Annotated in this window: 15 protein-coding genes; 7 read left to right on the top strand and 8 right to left on the bottom strand. The window is 73.6% G+C overall.

Annotation, left to right across the window (positions count from 1 at the left end):
- Window positions 1–159: 159 nt before the first annotated feature.
- Window positions 160–1602 (bottom strand): FAD-dependent monooxygenase, encoded by a 1443-nt coding sequence (locus HCC30_RS05850; RefSeq protein WP_169441047.1) that lies wholly within the window; start codon window positions 1600–1602, stop codon window positions 160–162.
- 38 nt (window positions 1603–1640) lie between these two features.
- On the opposite strand from HCC30_RS05850, the gene HCC30_RS05845 reads away from it, so the two are divergent.
- The gene (locus HCC30_RS05845) at window positions 1641–2285 is read left to right on the top strand and encodes a TetR/AcrR family transcriptional regulator C-terminal domain-containing protein (RefSeq protein ID WP_169441045.1); all 645 of its coding nucleotides are present in this window, start codon (window positions 1641–1643) and stop codon (window positions 2283–2285) included.
- Window positions 2286–2620: 335 nt separating this feature from the next.
- Here HCC30_RS05845 and HCC30_RS05840 read toward each other — a convergent pair whose 3' ends face one another.
- Window positions 2621–3334, bottom strand: coding sequence for an FCD domain-containing protein (locus HCC30_RS05840; protein ID WP_169441420.1), 714 nt, complete (start codon window positions 3332–3334; stop codon window positions 2621–2623).
- A gap of 213 nt (window positions 3335–3547) precedes the next feature.
- Between HCC30_RS05840 and HCC30_RS05835 the strand changes: the two genes are divergently transcribed.
- On the top strand, window positions 3548–4117 hold the full coding sequence (locus HCC30_RS05835; protein ID WP_169441043.1) for a gluconokinase: 570 nt from the start codon (window positions 3548–3550) through the stop codon (window positions 4115–4117).
- A 245-nt stretch (window positions 4118–4362) separates the two neighbouring features.
- Window positions 4363–5766, top strand: a complete 1404-nt coding sequence (locus HCC30_RS05830) for a gluconate:H+ symporter (protein WP_169441041.1) — start codon at window positions 4363–4365, stop codon at window positions 5764–5766.
- Between the two features lie 73 nt (window positions 5767–5839).
- Here HCC30_RS05830 and HCC30_RS05825 read toward each other — a convergent pair whose 3' ends face one another.
- The 6 genes from HCC30_RS05825 to HCC30_RS05800 form a co-directional block, all read right to left on the bottom strand.
- Window positions 5840–6793 (bottom strand): hypothetical protein, encoded by a 954-nt coding sequence (locus HCC30_RS05825; protein WP_169441038.1) that lies wholly within the window; start codon window positions 6791–6793, stop codon window positions 5840–5842.
- Window positions 6794–6873: 80 nt separating this feature from the next.
- A complete protein-coding gene (locus HCC30_RS05820; RefSeq protein ID WP_169441036.1) occupies window positions 6874–7242 on the bottom strand; it encodes a peptidase inhibitor family I36 protein in 369 nt (122 codons plus the stop codon).
- A gap of 226 nt (window positions 7243–7468) precedes the next feature.
- The gene (locus HCC30_RS05815) at window positions 7469–7957 is read right to left on the bottom strand and encodes a glutathione peroxidase (RefSeq protein WP_169441034.1); all 489 of its coding nucleotides are present in this window, start codon (window positions 7955–7957) and stop codon (window positions 7469–7471) included.
- Window positions 7958–7992: 35 nt separating this feature from the next.
- Window positions 7993–9156, bottom strand: coding sequence for an acyltransferase (locus HCC30_RS05810; RefSeq protein WP_169441032.1), 1164 nt, complete (start codon window positions 9154–9156; stop codon window positions 7993–7995).
- 13 nt (window positions 9157–9169) lie between these two features.
- Window positions 9170–10528 (bottom strand): polysialyltransferase family glycosyltransferase, encoded by a 1359-nt coding sequence (locus HCC30_RS05805; RefSeq protein WP_169441029.1) that lies wholly within the window; start codon window positions 10526–10528, stop codon window positions 9170–9172.
- Window positions 10528–11532: a glycosyltransferase family 2 protein gene (locus HCC30_RS05800; RefSeq protein WP_169441027.1), complete on the bottom strand. Its 1005-nt coding sequence runs from the start codon at window positions 11530–11532 to the stop codon at window positions 10528–10530. The genes HCC30_RS05805 and HCC30_RS05800 overlap by 1 nt, the downstream gene beginning before the upstream one ends.
- Window positions 11533–11730: 198 nt before the next feature.
- On the opposite strand from HCC30_RS05800, the gene HCC30_RS05795 reads away from it, so the two are divergent.
- The 4 genes from HCC30_RS05795 to HCC30_RS05780 all read left to right on the top strand — a co-directional run bounded on the left by HCC30_RS05795 (window position 11731) and on the right by HCC30_RS05780 (window position 17179).
- Window positions 11731–13104: a DUF6716 putative glycosyltransferase gene (locus tag HCC30_RS05795; protein WP_169441025.1), complete on the top strand. Its 1374-nt coding sequence runs from the start codon at window positions 11731–11733 to the stop codon at window positions 13102–13104.
- Between the two features lie 300 nt (window positions 13105–13404).
- Window positions 13405–14730, top strand: a complete 1326-nt coding sequence (locus HCC30_RS05790) for an acylneuraminate cytidylyltransferase (RefSeq protein WP_169441023.1) — start codon at window positions 13405–13407, stop codon at window positions 14728–14730.
- A gap of 18 nt (window positions 14731–14748) precedes the next feature.
- Complete coding sequence (locus HCC30_RS05785; RefSeq protein WP_169441021.1) at window positions 14749–15684, top strand: N-acetylneuraminate synthase family protein; 936 nt, start codon at window positions 14749–14751, stop codon at window positions 15682–15684.
- A gap of 88 nt (window positions 15685–15772) precedes the next feature.
- Window positions 15773–17179, top strand: coding sequence for a hypothetical protein (locus HCC30_RS05780; protein ID WP_240979334.1), 1407 nt, complete (start codon window positions 15773–15775; stop codon window positions 17177–17179).
- Window positions 17180–17288 lie beyond the last annotated feature (109 nt).

Raw genomic sequence — 17288 nt, 5'->3', positions numbered from 1 at the left:
GAACTGCGCAAAACCCGAGCCACGACGGCGCCGCGCCCGGCGACGTACCGCACCCCGCGAGGAACGCACCCCGCGAGGAACGCGCCCCGCGAGGAACGCACCCCGCGAGGAACGCGCCCCGCGAGGAACGCACCCCGCGAGGAACGCACCCCCCGGCGCTCAGCCCGCGACCGCGACGTACCCGTCCGGACGGACGAGGTACGTGCCGGTGCCGTACGCCCCCTCCGCGTGCGGTTCCGTCGCGGCGACGACGCAGTGCCGGAGGCCCGTGGCGCGCGTGTACGAGGGGAGCGCCGGGAGCGGTGGCGCGCCGCCGAAGGTGAGCAGCGTGCAGTGCGGCCCGCGGAACGCGTCGAAGAGGCGGAAGACGGTGCCGTCCGGCGCCGTGCAGCGCGCGTCCGGCGCCCGGTCACCGGCGCGCAACTCCCCGGCGGGCGCGCCGTGTTGGCGGGTGAGCGCGCTGTCCCGGTAGTGCAGGTCGAGCTGCTGGGTGTCGCGCCCGCGCTGGAGCACCCGGCCGGCGACGGTCGCGCGGTGGATGCGGGTGCTCAGCCCGAGGACGTCGGCGGCGAGCGGGAGCCGTTCCGCCTCGTAGGTGTCGAGCAGCGGGTCCTGCGGCCCGTCGGCGGCGGCCAGCTTCCAGCCGAGGTTGTAGGCGTCCTGGATGCCGGTGTTGAGGCCCTGTCCGCCCGCGGGTGAGTGCAGGTGCGCCGCGTCGCCCGCGAGGAAGACCCGCCCGTCCCGGAAGCGTTCGGCCAGCGCGGTGCGGGCCCGGAACTCGGAGGCCCACAGCACCTCGTGGACGTCGGCGGCGTCCAGCACGGTGCGCGCGCCGATGAGGGCGCGGATGCCCTCGGGGCTGGTGTCGGGGCGGGCGTCCGGGTCGTCGTACTGGGCCTGGAGCTGGAAGTCCCCGGTGCCGCGCAGCGGGCAGAGCGTGGCGCCGCCGCCCTCGGCCTTGCGCCAGGCGTGCCAGTGCTCGCGGTCGAGGCCGGTGAGGCGTACGTCGGCGACGATCATCGGCCTGGGGTCGACGGTCTCGCCCTCCATGCCGATGCCCAGCTGCTTGCGTACGGCGCTGCGTCCGCCGTCGGCGCCCACCGCGTACCCGGCCCGGACGGTGAACTCGCCCTCGGGGCCGGTGAGTCGGACGGTCACGCCCTCGGCGTCCGGGGTCAGGCCGGTCAGCCGGGTGCCGAAGCGGACGTCGCCGCCGAGTTCCCGCAGCCGGTCCAGCAGCAGGCGCTGGGTGCGCCACTGGGGCAGCATCAGCGACTCGTGGTGCGGGACGCCGGGGCGCGGCGGCATGGGCTCGACCAGGTCGAAGGTCTCGCCGCGTACCGCGCCCTCCCAGTCGAGCACGCGCGGGTAGCGGCCGCCGGCGGCGAGGACGGCGTCGACCAGGCCGAGGTCGTCGAAGACCTCCAGGGTGCGGGGCTGGAGTCCCTTGCCGCGGGCGCCGGGGAACAGTTCGTCCTGCGCCTCGATCAGCAGGTGCGGGACGCCGCGGCGGGCGAGGTCGCAGGCGAGGGTGAGGCCGGTGGGTCCCGCACCGGCGACGAGTACCCGGGCCCGTTCCTTAACGTCGTTAAGTTCGCTCATGTCGACGAGCATGGGGTTAACGGTGTTAAGTTGTCAACATGGCGCGAGCGACACGACTGGACCGGGACCGGGTGGTGGCAACCGCCCTGCGGCTGCTCGACGAGGCCGGGCTGGAGGGCGTCACCCTCCGCAAGGTCGCCCAGGCCCTCGACGTCAAGGCCCCGGCGCTGTACTGGCACTTCGCCAACAAGCAGGCCCTGCTGGACGAGATGGCCACCGCGATGTTCCGCGCCATGCGCGAGGAGCCGCTGCCCGACACGGGGGACTGGCGCGAGGGGCTCGCCGAGGTGCACCGGCGGCTGCGGCGCGCGCTGCTCAAACACCGGGACGGCGCGAAGGTCTTCAGCGGTACGCGGCTGACCGACACCGATCACGCGGCGTGGATGGAGGAGCAGCTCGGGCGGCTCGTCGCCGCCGGCTTCGACCCGCACGCGGCGGCGCGGGCCGCGTTCATCGTCTACAGCTTCACCGAGGGCTTCGTCATCGAGGAGCAGGGCGTCCACCCGATGCCGGGGGAGCGGACGCCGGGCTTCGACACGGCCGAGCGGGCGCGGCGGATGGGTCCGGAGTATCCGCTCACCACTGCCACGGGCGACGATCTCTTCGACGGCTATGAGGAGCGGTTCGAGGAGGGGCTCCGGGCGGTCATCACGGGCGTGGCGGCGACGCTGGGGCCGGCGTGAGGGTTCGGCGCGGGGTGCGGGTGCGTCTCAACGGGCAGCCCCTGCACCGCCGTTCAGGGGTGCGGCGCCTGTCGTGGCTCGGGCTTTGCGCAGTTCCCCGCGCCCCTTTTTCGCGGGCCCGCCCCGCTTGGGAGAACTGCGCCGTAGGCGCAGGGCTGGCAAGCGCAGCGCCCGCCCCGGCGCGGGGTGCTCCATGCTGTCACCGGGCCACCCCGCCGCCGTGGCCGTTCGCGCAGTTCCCCGCGCCCCTTTTCGCGGGCTGCCCCCGCGCCGCCGTTGACGGTCACCCCGCCGCCGTGGCCTCTCGCGCAGTTCCCCGCGCCCCTGACGGGGTGCTACGGCGTCAGGACGTCGAGTTCCTGCATTGCGTCGACCGTGATGGTGCGCATCGTCTCCTCGGCGCGCGGTCCGTCCCCCTCGCGGATCGCCTCGGCGACGCGGACGTGCAGGGTGACGGCCTCCTGGCGCGGGTCGGTGAACATCACCTCGTGCTGGGTGCGTCCGGTGAGGACCGCGGCGACGACGTCGCCGAGCCGGGCGAACATCTCGTTGCGCGAGCCGCGCAGGATCGCGCGGTGGAAGGCCACGTCGTGGACGAGGTACTTCTCCAGCTGCTGGCCGCGCGAGGTCGCCACCATGCCCAGCGCCTGCTCGGTGATCTCGGCGCACTCCTCGGCCGAGGCGTGCTCGGCGGCGAGCCGGGCCGCCGCGGGCTCGACGGCGGAGCGCAGCACGGTGAGGGAGCGCAGCTGGCGCGGGCGATCGGTTCCGGCCAGCCGCCAGGTGATGACCTGCGGGTCGTAGACGTTCCACTGGTCCTGCGGCAGGACCGTCACGCCGACCCGGCGGCGCGATTCGACCAGGTGCATCGACTCCAGGACACGGACGGCCTCCCGGACGACGGTGCGGGAGACCTCGTACCGCTCGGCGAGTTCGTCGGCCCGCAGCACCGTGCCGGCCGGGTACTCGCCCGCGGTGATCGCGGGTCCGAGCCGCGCGAGCACCTGTGAGTGCAGGCCCATGCCCTGCTTCGGGCGTCCGCCCGGCATCCCCTCCGCCGCGGCCTCGCTCGCCAATGTCTCTCCCGTGGATTCCGTGCCCGCCCCTGTCATGACAACCCTACGTGGTCCGGTACGCGCGGACGTGGCTGGAATCACTCCCTATTAAGTATGACGATTTCATGTCCAGCTATTGAATACGTGTGACCTATGAGGTTGAGTGTGCTCGGCGCCGAGGTCGAAGAGGACAGCGAGGTGTGAGCGATGAGTGCCAATGCCGCACGGACGACCGACGTGGTGGTCGTCATGGGCGTAGCCGGAACCGGCAAGACGACGGTGGGCGAGCTCCTCGCCCGTGAACTCGGCGTCACCTACGCGGAGGCCGACGCCTTCCACCCCCCGGCGAACGTCGCCAAGATGTCCTCCGGCACCCCCCTCGACGACGCCGACCGCGCCCCCTGGCTCGACGCCATCGGCGCCTGGGCCCACGGCCGAGAGGGTCTCGGCGGGGTCGTGAGCTGCTCGGCGCTCAAGCGCTCCTACCGCGACCGGCTCCGCGCCGCGGCCCCCGGACTGTTCTTCGTGCACCTCACCGGCGACCGGGAGCTGATCGGCGAGCGGATGCGGCAGCGGACCGACCACTTCATGCCCACCGCGCTGCTCGACTCGCAGTTCGCCACCCTCGAACCGCTCCAGCCCGACGAGCGCGGCGCCCCCGTCCGCGTCGACGCCGACGAGCACACCGTCACCGCCCGCGCCGCCGAGGCCGTACGGGCCCACGCGCGCGAGCAGTCGGCGCGCGGTGCCGAGTACGCCGCGAGCGCCCGCGCGTGACCCGTCCCGCGGAGCCCCCGAACTCCGCGGGACTCCCGAGAACTCCCGTGCGTCCGGTCCTCCCCCGTCCGGACGCGCGGGCGGCTGACCGTACCCGGCGCCCGCCCGGAGCCCGGGACCGAAGCGTCCCGGGCCGCGTGCCGGCGAGCCGGTAGAACGGTCAGCGCGTACGGGTGGCCGTACCCCCCACGGCCGCCCGTACGCCCCCTCCCCAGGACCCCGCCCCCGCACCCGAAGGAAGAGCCGTGCGCCATCTCAGTGCCGAGATGCTGGCCGCAGGACCGGAGCCGGTCGACCCGATCACCTCCGCCGGCAGTGCCCAGCTGGGCATCGCCACCCTCGTCGGCATCGCCGTCATCGTCCTGCTCATCACCAAGTTCCGCGTCCACGCGTTCCTGTCGCTGACGATCGGCTCGCTGGTGCTCGGCGCCGTCGCCGCAGCACCGCTGGACAAGGTCATCGAGAGTTTCACCGCGGGCCTCGGCGACACCGTCGCCGGTGTCGGCGTCCTCATCGCGCTCGGCGCGATCCTCGGCAAGCTGCTCGCCGACTCCGGCGGCGCCGACCAAATCGTCGACACGATCCTGGCCAGGACCGGGCAGAAGGCCATGCCCTGGGCGATGGCCCTGATCGCGGGCATCGTCGGACTGCCGCTGTTCTTCGAGGTCGGCATCGTCCTGCTGATCCCCGTGGTGCTGCTCGTCGCCAAGCGCGGCAACTTCTCCCTGATGCGGATCGGCATCCCCGCGCTCGCGGGCCTGTCCGTGATGCACGGGCTGGTGCCGCCGCACCCCGGGCCGCTCGCCGCCATCGGCGCCCTCGACGCCAACCTGGGCATCACCCTCGCCCTCGGCGTCCTCGTCGGCATCCCGACGCTGATCATCTCGGGCCCGCTCTTCGGCCGTCTCGCCGGACGCTGGGTCGACGTCACCCCGCCCGAGGGGCTCATCCCGACGCGGCCCTCCGAGGAGCTGGAGCGCCGGCCCGGCTTCGGGGCCACGCTGACCACGGTGCTGCTGCCAGTCGTGCTGATGCTCGCCAAGGCGCTCGCCGACATCGTCGTGGACGATCCGGCCAGCCCCGTCCAGCGGGTGATGGACGTCGTCGGGTCGCCGATGATCGCGCTGCTCGCGGCCGTCGTCGTCGGCATGTTCACCCTCGGCCGGGCCGCGGGCTTCGGCAAGGAGCGGCTGACGCAGACCGTCGAGAAGTCGCTGGTGCCGATCGCGGGCATCCTGCTGATCGTCGGCGCGGGCGGCGGCTTCAAGCAGACGCTGATCGACGTCGGCGTCGGCGAGATGATCCTGGACTTCTCCAGGGACTGGAACATCTCCGCGCTGCTGCTCGGCTGGCTGATCGCCGTCGGCATCCGCCTCGCCACCGGCTCCGCGACCGTCGCGACGATCTCCGCCGCCGGTCTCGTCGCCCCGCTCGCGGCCGACATGAGCCAGGCGCACGTGGCCCTGCTGGTGCTGGCCGTCGGCGCCGGTTCGCTCTTCTTCAGCCATGTCAACGACGCGGGATTCTGGCTGGTGAAGGAGTACTTCGGGATGAGCGTCGGCCAGACGATCAAGACCTGGTCGGTGATGGAGACCCTGATCTCCGTCGTCTCGCTGATCTTCCTGCTGCTGCTCTCGCTGGTGCTCTAGCCCGCCCCTTCCGCCATCGGCCGCCCGTCCGCGAGGAGTTCGCGGGCGGGCGGCCGTGCGTGGGACGAGGGGCTCAGTCGCGGAGTGCCGCGCGCAGGGCGCGGGCGTAGTCCGCGATCAGCTCGCCGTGGGCGGCGAGAGCGGGCCGCTCGGCCTCCCGCTGCGCGGCCGTCACCGCCTCGCGCAGCCTGCTCTCGCGCTGGCAGCGGGCGTCCGCGCGGGCCGCGTCCAGCTCGGTACGGGCCACCCGTTCCAGCGCGGCGCCGTCCCCGCGGGCCGCGTCCAGCCGCTCCGCGACCCGTTCGCGCAGCCGCTCGGGCTTCCCCGGGCGGTGCCCCAGCTTCCCGAGGCCGGACTCCGTGACGCAGGCCGACCAGCGCGCGCGGGCCGCCGTCACCCCGGGCGCCCGGCCGGCCTCGGCGACGACCTCGTTGGCCAGGAACTGGTAGCCGTACAGCAGCCGGTCCCAGCCCTCGCCGTACAGCTCCTCGCCGCCGCGGAACCGGCAGCCGTCGGTGTTCCGGCTCACCGAGCCGCCGGTGGGCAGCCGGACGCTCTCGCGGTGCGCGTCCGTCCCGTCCATCGCCCGGTCCCACTCCGCCTCACCGGCCGAGGTCTCGCGTTCCGGTTCGCGGTCGGACGGCGGTTCGCCGCGCAGCACGGGGCTGGTGAGGCCGTACCCGTCCCGGTCCGCCAAGTCGTCGGTGAGCAGGGCGTACGGGTTCCACGCCGGGATCTCACGGCTGAGTGGGCCGGGTCGGGGCGGCTTCGCCGGGGCGACGTCGATGCCCTTCCGCTTCAGGCAGGCGTCGACCAGCCGGTTCTCCGCGCGGTCCAACCGCCGCTGCTCGCCGTCGGAGAGCGCGGGCACGGGCGGGGTGAACGGGACGGGCGTGCGCGCGACGGCGGCCGGGTGGGCCCGCGCGGCTCCCTCGGCGTGGCCGCCGCTCTCCGGCCGGGCGCAGGCAACGGTGCCGGCGGCCAGTACGGCGAGCAGCAGGGCTCCGGTGACGAACCGGGACGGCATGGCTTCCCCCTCGGACACGTACGGGAACGGGCGCCGGGGCGCGCGCCCGGCGGACCGGGTGCGCGCCCCCAACGGGCCGGTCAGCACCAGCGGTTGGAACCCGCACCGTTGCGCAGGACGCTGTTCTTCGTGTCGTGGAACTGGTAGCCGCGCTTGATCGTCACCGACTTGCCCGACATCCCCGTACCGGCCCAGACCTTCACGCTGCAGCTCTTGCCGTTGTTGTAGATAGAGCGTGAGGTGGCGAACTTGTGGTACTTGCGCAGGTTGGCGTTGTTCCCGGAGACCTTGCCCGGCTTGCCCTTGAAGTGGGTCGTGCTCCAGGAGCAGAGGTAGCCCTTGGGGCAGTCGCTCTTCGCCGCCTGCGCCGTCCCCGTGGTGCCCACGGCGGCGCCTCCCGCGACCACCAGCGTCGCCGCGGCCGTCGCGATTCCCTTGCGGAACTTCATGCTGCTTCCCCCTTGCGGTGTCCGCCCTGAACGGGCCGTGCCGGAACCGTCGTCCGGCACGACCACATCCTGGGCACCCGCCCCGGCGGACGGCAGCCCCGCGCCCGACCCAGCGGTACGGGCGGGACGGGGACGCGCCGACCTGCGGGGACGCCCTCCGGGACGAGGTCCGGGTGGGACGTCCCGGCGTACCGGAACGGGCCCGTGGGAAGCGGCGGTCGAGGGATCAGCCCGGGAGGACGGACTCGATCGCGGTGGTGACCTCCTCGGCGTCCGGGGCGGTGCGCGGGGAGAAGCGGGCGGTGACGGTGCCGTCGGGGGCGATGAGGAACTTCTCGAAGTTCCAGCGGACGTCCCCGCTGTGCCCGTCCGCGTCCGCGGTGCCGACCAGCTCCGCGTACAGCGGGTGCCGGCCGTCCCCGTTCACGTCCACCTTCTCCGTCAGCGGGAAGGAGACGCCGTACGTCGCCGAGCAGAACTCGGCGATCTCCCCGGCCGTGCCCGGCTCCTGGCCGGCGAACTGGTTGCAGGGCACGCCGAGGACGGTGAACCCCCGCTCCGCGTACCGCTTCTGGAGCTGCTCCAGCGCGGTGTACTGCGGGGTGAGGCCGCAGCGGGAGGCCACATTGACGACGAGGACGGCGGTGCCGCGGTACCCGTCGAGCCCGGCGGGACCGCCCTGGAGCGCTTCGATCTGTACATCGTGAACTGACATGGGCCAGACCCTAGAGGAACGCGGACGAGGAGCGGTCAGCGTGCCGACGGGGCCGTCAGGGCGCGCTTGAGGCGCGGGCCCAGGGTGCGTTCCACGCCGCGGTGCAGGAGCCAGGCGAGCAGGAGCATCGCGGCCGTCGTCAGGAGCAGCACCAGCCAGGAGGGCAGCGCGAGGCCGCGGTGCAGCAGGTGGATGGCGACCCAGCCGAGGTGTTCGTGCACCAGGTAGAACGGGTACGTCAGCGCGCCCGCCGTCGTCAGCCAGCGCCAGTCCGCCCAGTTGAGGGCGCCCAGCGCGACGGCGGCGACGGCCGCGAAGCCGAGGGTGACGACGGCGATGATGCCGAGCGAGGGGCGGTAGGAGAAGAACTCCGGGTCCGGCGGGTGCCACAGCTCCCGCACCGCGTAGTGCTGGCCGAGCAGCCAGCTGACGCCGACGATCGCCCAGGCGGTGGCGTCGTGCCCGTACCGGTGGACGAGGTAGAGGCCGACGCCGCCGGTGAAGAACGGTGCGTACTCCGGCATCAGGACCAGGTCCAGCAGCGCGGAGCCGGACGCCTCGGCGAGCGCGGTGCCCAGCAGCCACGCGGCGCAGAACAGCACCACCCGGCGGCGGCTGGGACCGGGCAGCACCACGCACAGCGCGAACAGCGCGTAGAAGCGGACCTCGGCCCACAGCGTCCAGCACACGCCCAGCACCCGGTCGACGCCCAGCGGTTGCTGGAGCATCGTGAGGTTGACCAGCACGTCGCTGGGCGAGACCGCCTCGTAGACCACGGGGGGCAGCGCGAAGACGAGGGTGACCAGCCCGATCGCCGCCCAGTACGCGGGCATCAGCCGGGTCACGCGGGAGACGGCGAAGCGGCGGAGCCGCGAGACGCCGTCGCCGGTGCCGGCCGCCCGCCAGCCCGTCATGCAGATGACGAAGCCGCTGATGACGAAGAAGACCTGCACGCCGAGGCAGCCGTAGGCGAACAGCGGGGACAGGGTGGGGAATTGCTCGGCCGGGGAGGTGCCCCAGGCCTCGCCGACCTCGCCGTCCCGGCCGCCGAAGTGGTACGCGGCGACCATCAGCGCGGCCAGCAGCCGCAGCCCGTCCAGCGCGCGCAGCCGCGCGGGACCGCGGGCGCGGGCCGGGGAGGGCGGGGGAGCGGGCGCCGCCTGGGGGAGCGGGCCGGCCGTCGTCGTGGGGGTGCTCATCGCCTGGCGCCCTTCAGCCGAGCGCGGCCCGCTTCAGGGCACGGGCGCGCCGCGCCACCCGCCGTACCGTCCGGTTGCGCGGGACGAAGGCGAACTGGCGGGGGACCGCGCCCGGGAGGCCCAGTGAGGTCAGCCGGCGCCGCTTGAAGTAGCGGCGGGTGTGCGCGTCGAGGTGCGCCGCGAGATAGCGCTCGGCCTCCTCGCGCAGCGACGGGTAGATTTTGGACTGCATGCAGTAGCCCACCGCCCGTACCAGCGGCGTGAGTTCACGTGCGACGGTCCGCTCGTCCGGCGCGCGCCAGTCCCCGACGGCCGAGGCGTCGCCGATCTCGGGGAGCGCCGCGTCCACCAGCGTCACCGGCATCCGGTTGCTGTTCTCGTACGGGGCGACCCGCTCCAGCAGCAGGTCCGTTCCGGTGCGGGCGACGCGGAGGCCGTAGAAGGCGGAGGCGGTCATCAGCGCGGTGGAGAAGCAGCCGACGACCAGCGAGGGGCGGGTCCGCTCGTACAGCACCTCGGCGAGCACCGGCGAGTCCAGGACGGTCAGTTCGACGCCCAGGCCGTCCGCCTCCTTCTCCAGCGCGCGGGAGAAGCGGGCCGGGGCGATGGGGTGCGGCTTGAACACCACGGCCTTGTGGCCGAGGCGGGCCGCGCCGCGCAGCATCCGCACGTGCAGCTCCTCCTCCTCGGCGTCGCTGAGGATGCCGAGGGCCGCCATGTACTGGCCGAGCAGCAGCGCCGCGCCCTCCGGAGCCTCGGACACGCTCCGCGGCACGTCCTTGGCGAGCTCGGCCAGTACGTCGGTGAAGGCCTCGGCGGGGATCGCCTCGGCCTCGACGCCGAACTCGGTGAGCAGCATGGGCCGCAGGCCCGGCAGCAGGTCGAGGTGGAGCAGCCGGCGGACGCGGGTGCCGACCAGCGGGTTGAGCTTGTTGCGGGTCGGCCCGTAGCTCATCAGGCCGTCGGCGTAGACGTCGAGCGGGGCGTCCGGGAACAGCCGGGCCAGCGCGAGCGCGGGCTCCACCTGGATGGACTCGACGGCGAGTTCGACCTCGTGCTCCGGGCCCTCGCCCAGGTTCCACAGCAGCCGCAGGTACCGCTCCCAGAGCGGGGCGTCGTCGGTGCGCGGCGACCAGGCGCCGGGGTGGAACGGGCGGATCGCCTCGTTCCAGGAGAGCACCTCGTCGAACCGGCCGCGCAGCCGCTCGAAGCCCGGCATCGCGTCCAGCGCGGGCGTCGTCTCGGGGCTCGCCGCGTTGTTGGAGACGAGCAGCACCCGGCGGTCGGCGGAGTCGAAGCGGCCCGCGTCGAGCGCGGCGGCCAGCGTCGCGGCGCCGTACAGGGTGGAGGCGAAGAAGATCTGCGTGCGCATCAGGCCGCCGCCCCCGCTCCCTGCGACGGGACGCCGGAGGCGACCGAGGCGGCGGGGCGGCGCCGCAGCCGCCGCAGCCGGTTGGCGCGCTCGGCGTCCATGGAGTCCAGGGCGCCGTCGAGGACGCCGGACGGGAGCCGCTTGAGGACGGCGGCGCTCATCGCGCGCAGCTTACGGGCCACTTGCGGTTCGAACCTTCCACTCGTGAGGTGGTGCGAGATGATCGCGCAGTACGTACGGACGGCCTTCGGCAGCAGCTCGTCCGCGTCCCGGTCCTTCGCGGTCTCCTCGACGACCTGGTCGAAGGCCCGGATGAAGTCCAGCTGGCGCACGTCGCCGATCTGGGTCAGCGAGGAGGCGACGCCGCGCCGGTAGAAGACGCCCAACAGGCCGACGGCGGCGAAGGATTCGGCCTCGCGGTGCAGCCGCCAGATCCACGGCCGGTCCTCGGCGGTGCGCAGCCCGTGCGTGAAGTGCAGCAGGCCCGCGTCGAGCAGTCTGCGGTGGTAGATCCCCGCCCAGGCGTACGCGTAGTCGACGGAGGTGCTGCGGTCGGCGGGGAGGATCGCCTCGCGCGGGTTCATCACCACGCCGCGCCGGCCGTGCGGGACCCGCGCGAGGGTGCGGGCGCGCGCGGTGCACTGCACATGGTCGGTACGCACGAAGTCGCAGCCCAGGCGCTCGATGGTGGCGAGCAGGTCCTCGTAGTACCCCGGGGCGATCCAGTCGTCGCCGTCGAGGAAGGCGAGGTACTCGCCGCGCGCCGCGTCGAGGCCGGTGTTCCGCGCCGTGGCGAGACCACCGTTCTGCGCGTGCCGCAGGAGAACGGCGCCGGGGAGGTCCCGCTCGGCACGTTCGAGGATCTCGGGGGTACCGTCGGAGGAACAGTCGTCGACGAGCAGGAATTCGATGTCGGAGCGGGCGTTCGCACGCAGGCTCCGCAGGGTTTCCGGCGCATAGGACTGCACGTTGTAGAACGGCACGATGACGGAGAGCTTTACCACCCGAGTGAGATTAGGGGGCTCTCCCGGATTCCGTCGTGACCTGCATTGTACGCAGGGGTGAACGCAATGTGGCGGTATGGTTAACGGGCTTGAATTCGCTGGTTTCGCGGGCCGGTTGGTTTTCCGTCGGCGCGCTGTTAACCGTCTGTTGTATTTGAGTTGGGCAGGGAATCGGAATCCCTTCTTAGCGTCTGTGACGTGCCCTCACGTACTTCTTCCGCACTGCGCACAGCAGTTCTCGCCGATTCCGATACGCGGTGGAAATGGGGTGCGCTGACCGCGCGCCGCCTCGCCCCCGACGCCAGGATCGACGGGATGCTGCTGCGCGGCCGGGCGACCCCCACTCCCCGGCAGCTCGCCGAGGTCGGGGTCAGCGTGGACTCGCTCACCGAGACCACCGGCGCCCGCTTCGTGCGCGCCGTCGCCGACCGCGGCCGGTACGACCTGGTCGTCCTCGCCTGCGTGGGCGGGGCCGTGCAGGCGATGCTGCACGGCATGGCCCACGCGACGGGGCCCAACGCCCCTGGTGCGGCCGGGAGTTCAGGCGTCCGGCGCCCCGTCGTCGCCACCGGCTACGTCGGCGTCGTCTACGAGAAGCTCGCCGACGGACTGCTGCTGCGGCACGGTGCCGACCTCGTCCTCGCCAACTCCCGCTACGACGCGGAGCGTTTCCGCGAGGTCTACACCGGCGCCGGCGCCGACGCCTCCTCCGTCACCGAGTGCGCCCTCCCCTTCCTCGACGGGGAGGCCGGGCGGCAGGGAGCGGACGCTCCCGCCGCCGGGCCCCGCCCCTTCACCGTCGTCTTCGCCGCGCAGCCCTCGGTGCCCGTCAGCCGGGCCGACCGGATGTACCTGCTGCGCCGCGCCGCCGGGCACGCCCGCGCGCACCCGGACCGCGAGGTCCTGGTGAAGCTGCGCAGCAGGCCGGGCGAGCACACCACGCACATCGAGGAGCAGCCCTACCAGCGGCTCGCCGAGCGGATTCCCGGCGGGCTGCCCGCCAACTGCCGCCTCGTCTACGGGCACATGGGCGAGATCCTCGACCGCAGCGACCTGCTCGTCACCGTCAGCTCGACGGCCGCGCTGGAGTCCCTGCACCGGGGTGTGCCCACCGCCGTCCTCACCGACCTCGGCATCCGCGAGGTGCTCGGCAACCACCACTTCCTCGGCTCCGGCTGCCTCGTCTCCTGGGACCAGCTGGACGCCGGAACCCTGCCCGAGGCCGACCCGGCCTGGACCGCGCGGCAGGGCGTCGGCCCCTGGCCCGAGGGCACCGGCTACGCGGACGCCTTCGACCCGGCGCGCGAACGCGTCGCCGCGCTCGCCGGGCAGGAGCGACTCCCGCCGCTCGCGCCCTACTACACGCCCGTCACCGCGCCCGGATACCTGCCCGGAATCCTCGGCCGCTACGGCTTCGGCCCGCACGGCGAGCCCCTCGCCACCGTCGCCGAGACGGACGAGTCCGGTCTGCGCCGCGTGGTCCGCGGGGCCGTACGGGACGCGGCCAGGGGCGCGTACCGGCACGGCGTCCAGCGCGTCGCCCCGGTCATCCGGCGGATGGGGCAGCTGTGAGCGGGGGCGCGGCGTCGCGCCGGAGGCGGAGCGCGGGGTGGCGCCTCGTGTGCGGCGCCGGGTGCGGGTGCGCCCCGGCCGAGCGCGCAGTTCCCCGCGCCCCTCAACTCCCGCACTGCGCTTGGGAGGTCTGCGCCGAGGCGCAGGGCTGGCAAGCGCAGCGCCCCCGTCGCCGGGTGCTCGGCGGATCTCGGGGTGCCCCTTCCTGTCCATCGTCGCGTGCGGGTGCGTTCGGGCCGTTCGCGCAGTTCCCCGCGCCCCTTTCGGGGCGCATCTCTCCCGACCCTTCGAGGAGCCGACATGACTGACTCGCACCCGGCGACAGCCCCGGGCTCGGCGCCCCGCGTCCTCGCGGTGATCCCCGCGCGCGGCGGCTCCAAGGGCGTGCCCGCGAAGAATCTCGCCCCGGTCGCGGGCGTCCCGCTGGTCACCCGTGCCGTCCGGGCCTGCCTGGAGGCCGGGCCCGTGACGGGCGTCGTCGTCTCCACCGACGACCCGGAGATCACCGAGGCGGCCCGCGCCGCAGGCGCCGGCGTCGTCGAGCGCCCGGCCGAGATCGCCGGCGACCTGGCCACCAGCGAGGCCGCCGTGCTGCACGCCATGGACGTCTACGAGGCCCGGCACGAGGAGGCCGTCGACGTCGTCCTGCTCGTCCAGTGCACCAGCCCCTTCCTCCGTCCCGAGGACGTGGCCGGGGTGGCCGACGCGGTCGCCCGGCAGGGCGCCGACAGCGCGCTGACCGTCGCGCCGTTCCACGGCTTCGTGTGGCGGGCCGACGACGGCACCGGCGGCACCGGCGGCGGCGTCGGCGTCAACCACGACAAGGCGTTCCGGCCGCGCCGCCAGGACCGCCCGCAGGACCTGCTGGAGACCGGCGCCGCGTACGCCATGGACGCCGCCGGCTTCCGGAAGGCAGGCCACCGCTTCTTCGGGCGCACCGAGCCGGTCCGTACCGACCCGGCCCGCGTCCTGGAGATCGACGATCCGCACGACCTCGACCGGGCTCGCGCCCTCGCGCCGCTGCTCGACGGCGCCCCGCTCTCCGCTGCCGAAGTCAACGGCCGCGGCGCGGAGTTCGACGGCCCGTCCGGCCGGGGCGTCCTGCCCGGACGGGACGACATCGACGCGATCGTCATGGACTTCGACGGCACCCAGACCGACGACAGGGTGCTCGTCGACGCCGATGGACGGGAGGTCGTCGCGGTCCACCGCGGCGACGGACTCGGCATCGCGGCGCTCCGCAGGGCGGAGCTCCCGCTGCTGATCCTGTCCACGGAAGTGAACCCGGTCGTCGCCGCACGGGCCAGGAAGCTCCAGGTCCCCGTGCTGCACGGCATCGACCGGAAGGACCTCGCCCTGAAGCAGTGGTGCGAGGAGCAGGGCATCGCGCCCGAGCGCGTGCTCTACGTCGGCAACGACGTCAACGACCTGCCGTGCTTCGGCCTCGTCGGCTGGCCGGTAGCGGTCGCGGGCGCGCACGACGTCGTCCGCGACGCCGCGCGCGCCGTCACCTCGGCGCCCGGCGGAGGGGGCGCGGTCCGCGAGATCGCCTCGTGGATTCTCGGCCCCTCCTTGCAGCAGCCCACGCAGCAGCCGGTGCAGCAGCCGCTGCAGCCCTCCCTCTAGCAGAAAGATCTTTTCTCCATGAGCACCAACCGCCTTCGCACCCTCGGCAGCCGTCTCGTCGGCCCCGGCCACCCCGTGTACGTCACCGGTGAAATCGGCATCAACCACAACGGTGAGCTGGAGAACGCCTTCGCGCTGATCGACGCCGCGGCCGAGGCCGGCTGCGACGCCGTCAAGTTCCAGAAGCGCACTCCCGAGGTCTGCACCCCGCGCGACCAGTGGGAGATCGAGCGCGACACCCCCTGGGGCCGGATGACGTACATCGACTACCGGCACCGCGTCGAGTTCGACGAGGACGGCTACCGGGCCATCGACGAGTACTGCAAGAAGCGCGGCGTCGACTGGTTCGCCTCCCCGTGGGACGTGGAGTCCGTCGCCTTCCTGGAGAAGTTCGACGTCCCCGCCTACAAGGTGGCCTCCGCCTCCCTCACCGACGACGAGCTGCTGCGCGCCATGCGCGCCACCGGCCGTACCGTCATCCTCTCCACGGGCATGTCCACCCCGAAGCAGATCCGGCACGCGGTGGAGGTCCTGGGCAGCGAGAACATCGTTCTCTGCCACGCCACTTCGACCTACCCGTCGAAGGCCGAGGAGCTCAACCTGCGGATGATCCACACCCTGCAGAACGAGTTCCCGAACGTGCCGATCGGCTACAGCGGCCACGAGACCGGTCTCCAGACCACCCTCGCCGCCGTCGCCCTCGGCTCCTGCTTCGTCGAGCGGCACATCACCCTCGACCGCGCGATGTGGGGCTCCGACCAGGCCGCCTCCGTCGAGCCGCAGGGCCTGGTGCGCCTGGTGCGGGACATCCGCACCATCGAGGAGTCCCTCGGTGACGGCGTGAAGAAGGTCTACGACAGCGAGCTGAAGCCGATGTCGAAGCTCCGCCGCGTCAAGGGCGTCGTCGCCGAGGCCGAGGAGGCCGAGCAGGCCGGCACCCCGGTCACGGTCTGACCCGCCGGAACGCTCTGCACGCTCTGAACGGCCCGCGGTCCCCCGGCGTTCCGGGGGCCCGCGGGCCAAGGGACCACGGAGTCACGCCTTGAGCAGATCCGAAGGGCCGCGCCCCGGCCCGACCGCCCCGGAGACGGCCGCGTCCGGCCGGGGCACCCGCCGCGGGGGCGGCGGGACACTCGCCTTCGTCGAGAGCCCCGTACAACTCCTGAACGTCCTGGAGTGGGCCTTCCAGGACCCGGCCGTCGCACGCGAGCGCCGGGCCCGGCGGGAGGCCACGGAGAGACGCGTCCCGGACACCGTGGCCGCCGGACTGGACCCCGGCCTCACCCCCGGAGCCGCCGTCCCCGACGAGGACGAGCCGCTCCCCGGCGAGCCGGAGGACACCGACACGGGCCCGCCCCTCCCGTACGAGGAGGGTGACGAGGGCGACCCGGTGCCGGACTGGGACGAGGACGAAACCGACCCCGCGGACCGCTACCGGATCGCGGGCGGCGCCCGCACCGGCCCCGATCTCACCGTCGTCGTCCTCGCCCCGCACGACCCGATGACCCGCGGCCAGCTCCGCCGCGTCGCCGAACTCGCCCGCGACGAGGGCCTCACCGTCGACTGGCAGGAGGCGCGGGACGGCGCCGCCGCGCCCGTGAAGACCATCGGCTCCCTCGCGGCCCCGCTCCGCAGGGCCCGCCGCATCGTCATCGGCGACCCCTTCTCCCGCTACGTGCAGCTGCTGCTCACGCTCACCTCGGCACCCGAGGTCGTGGTCGTCGACGACGGCACGGCCACCATGGAGTTCGCCGCCCAACTCGCCCGCAGCGAACGCTTCGTACGCTGGCACCGCAAGGGCGCCGGCGGCCCCCGCGCCGCCCTCTTCGCCCCCTTCTCGCAGCGCGCCCGCAGCCGCCTCACCCCGGGGCCCGGACGCCGGGTGGAGCTGTTCTCCTCGATGCCGGTCGAGGACTCCGTCGCGGATCTGGGCGTCGCCCTCACCCGGAACGCCTTCGCCTGGACCCGCTCCCGCTTCGGCCCGCCCCGGCTCACCCGCGGCACCGACCTGGTCGGCACCTCGCTCGTCGAGACCGGCGTCGTCGACATGGACCGCTACCTGGAGGCCGTCGCCGAACTCGCCCGCGCGCACGGCGCGACCCGCTACTTCGCGCACCGCCGCGAGAACGCCGAGAAGCTGGCGCAGGTCACCGCGGCCACCGGGCTGGAGATCGTCCGCCCCGACCTGCCGCTCGAACTCGTCGCCCGGCGCGGCCCCATCGGCCGCACCATCCTCAGCTTCCCCTCGACGGTCGTGCACACCCTGCCGCTCGCCCTGACGGGGACGCCGGTGACCGTCGCCGTCTGCGACATCGACCCGTCCTGGCTCACCGACGGGGCCTCCCCGCGCGCCGAGGGCTTCCTCTCCGGGGTGACGGGCACCGCGCGCGGCGCCCGCAGGCTGGGCTCGCCCGGAGCGCCGAGCGCCCCCGGCCCGTCCGTGACGTGACCGCCGCCGTGACGTAGATCGTCTACGCGGTGTCTACGGCAAAGCGCAGAGTTATACCCAGCGGCAACCGGACATAACCTCCGCCCGGCCCAGTTTTTCGTCCCCTGTG

Origin of the sequence: Streptomyces sp. HNM0574 (assembly GCF_012726235.1) — a bacterium.
Lineage (GTDB): Bacteria > Actinomycetota > Actinomycetes > Streptomycetales > Streptomycetaceae > Streptomyces.
This window is presented reverse-complemented; position numbering and strand designations above follow the sequence as displayed.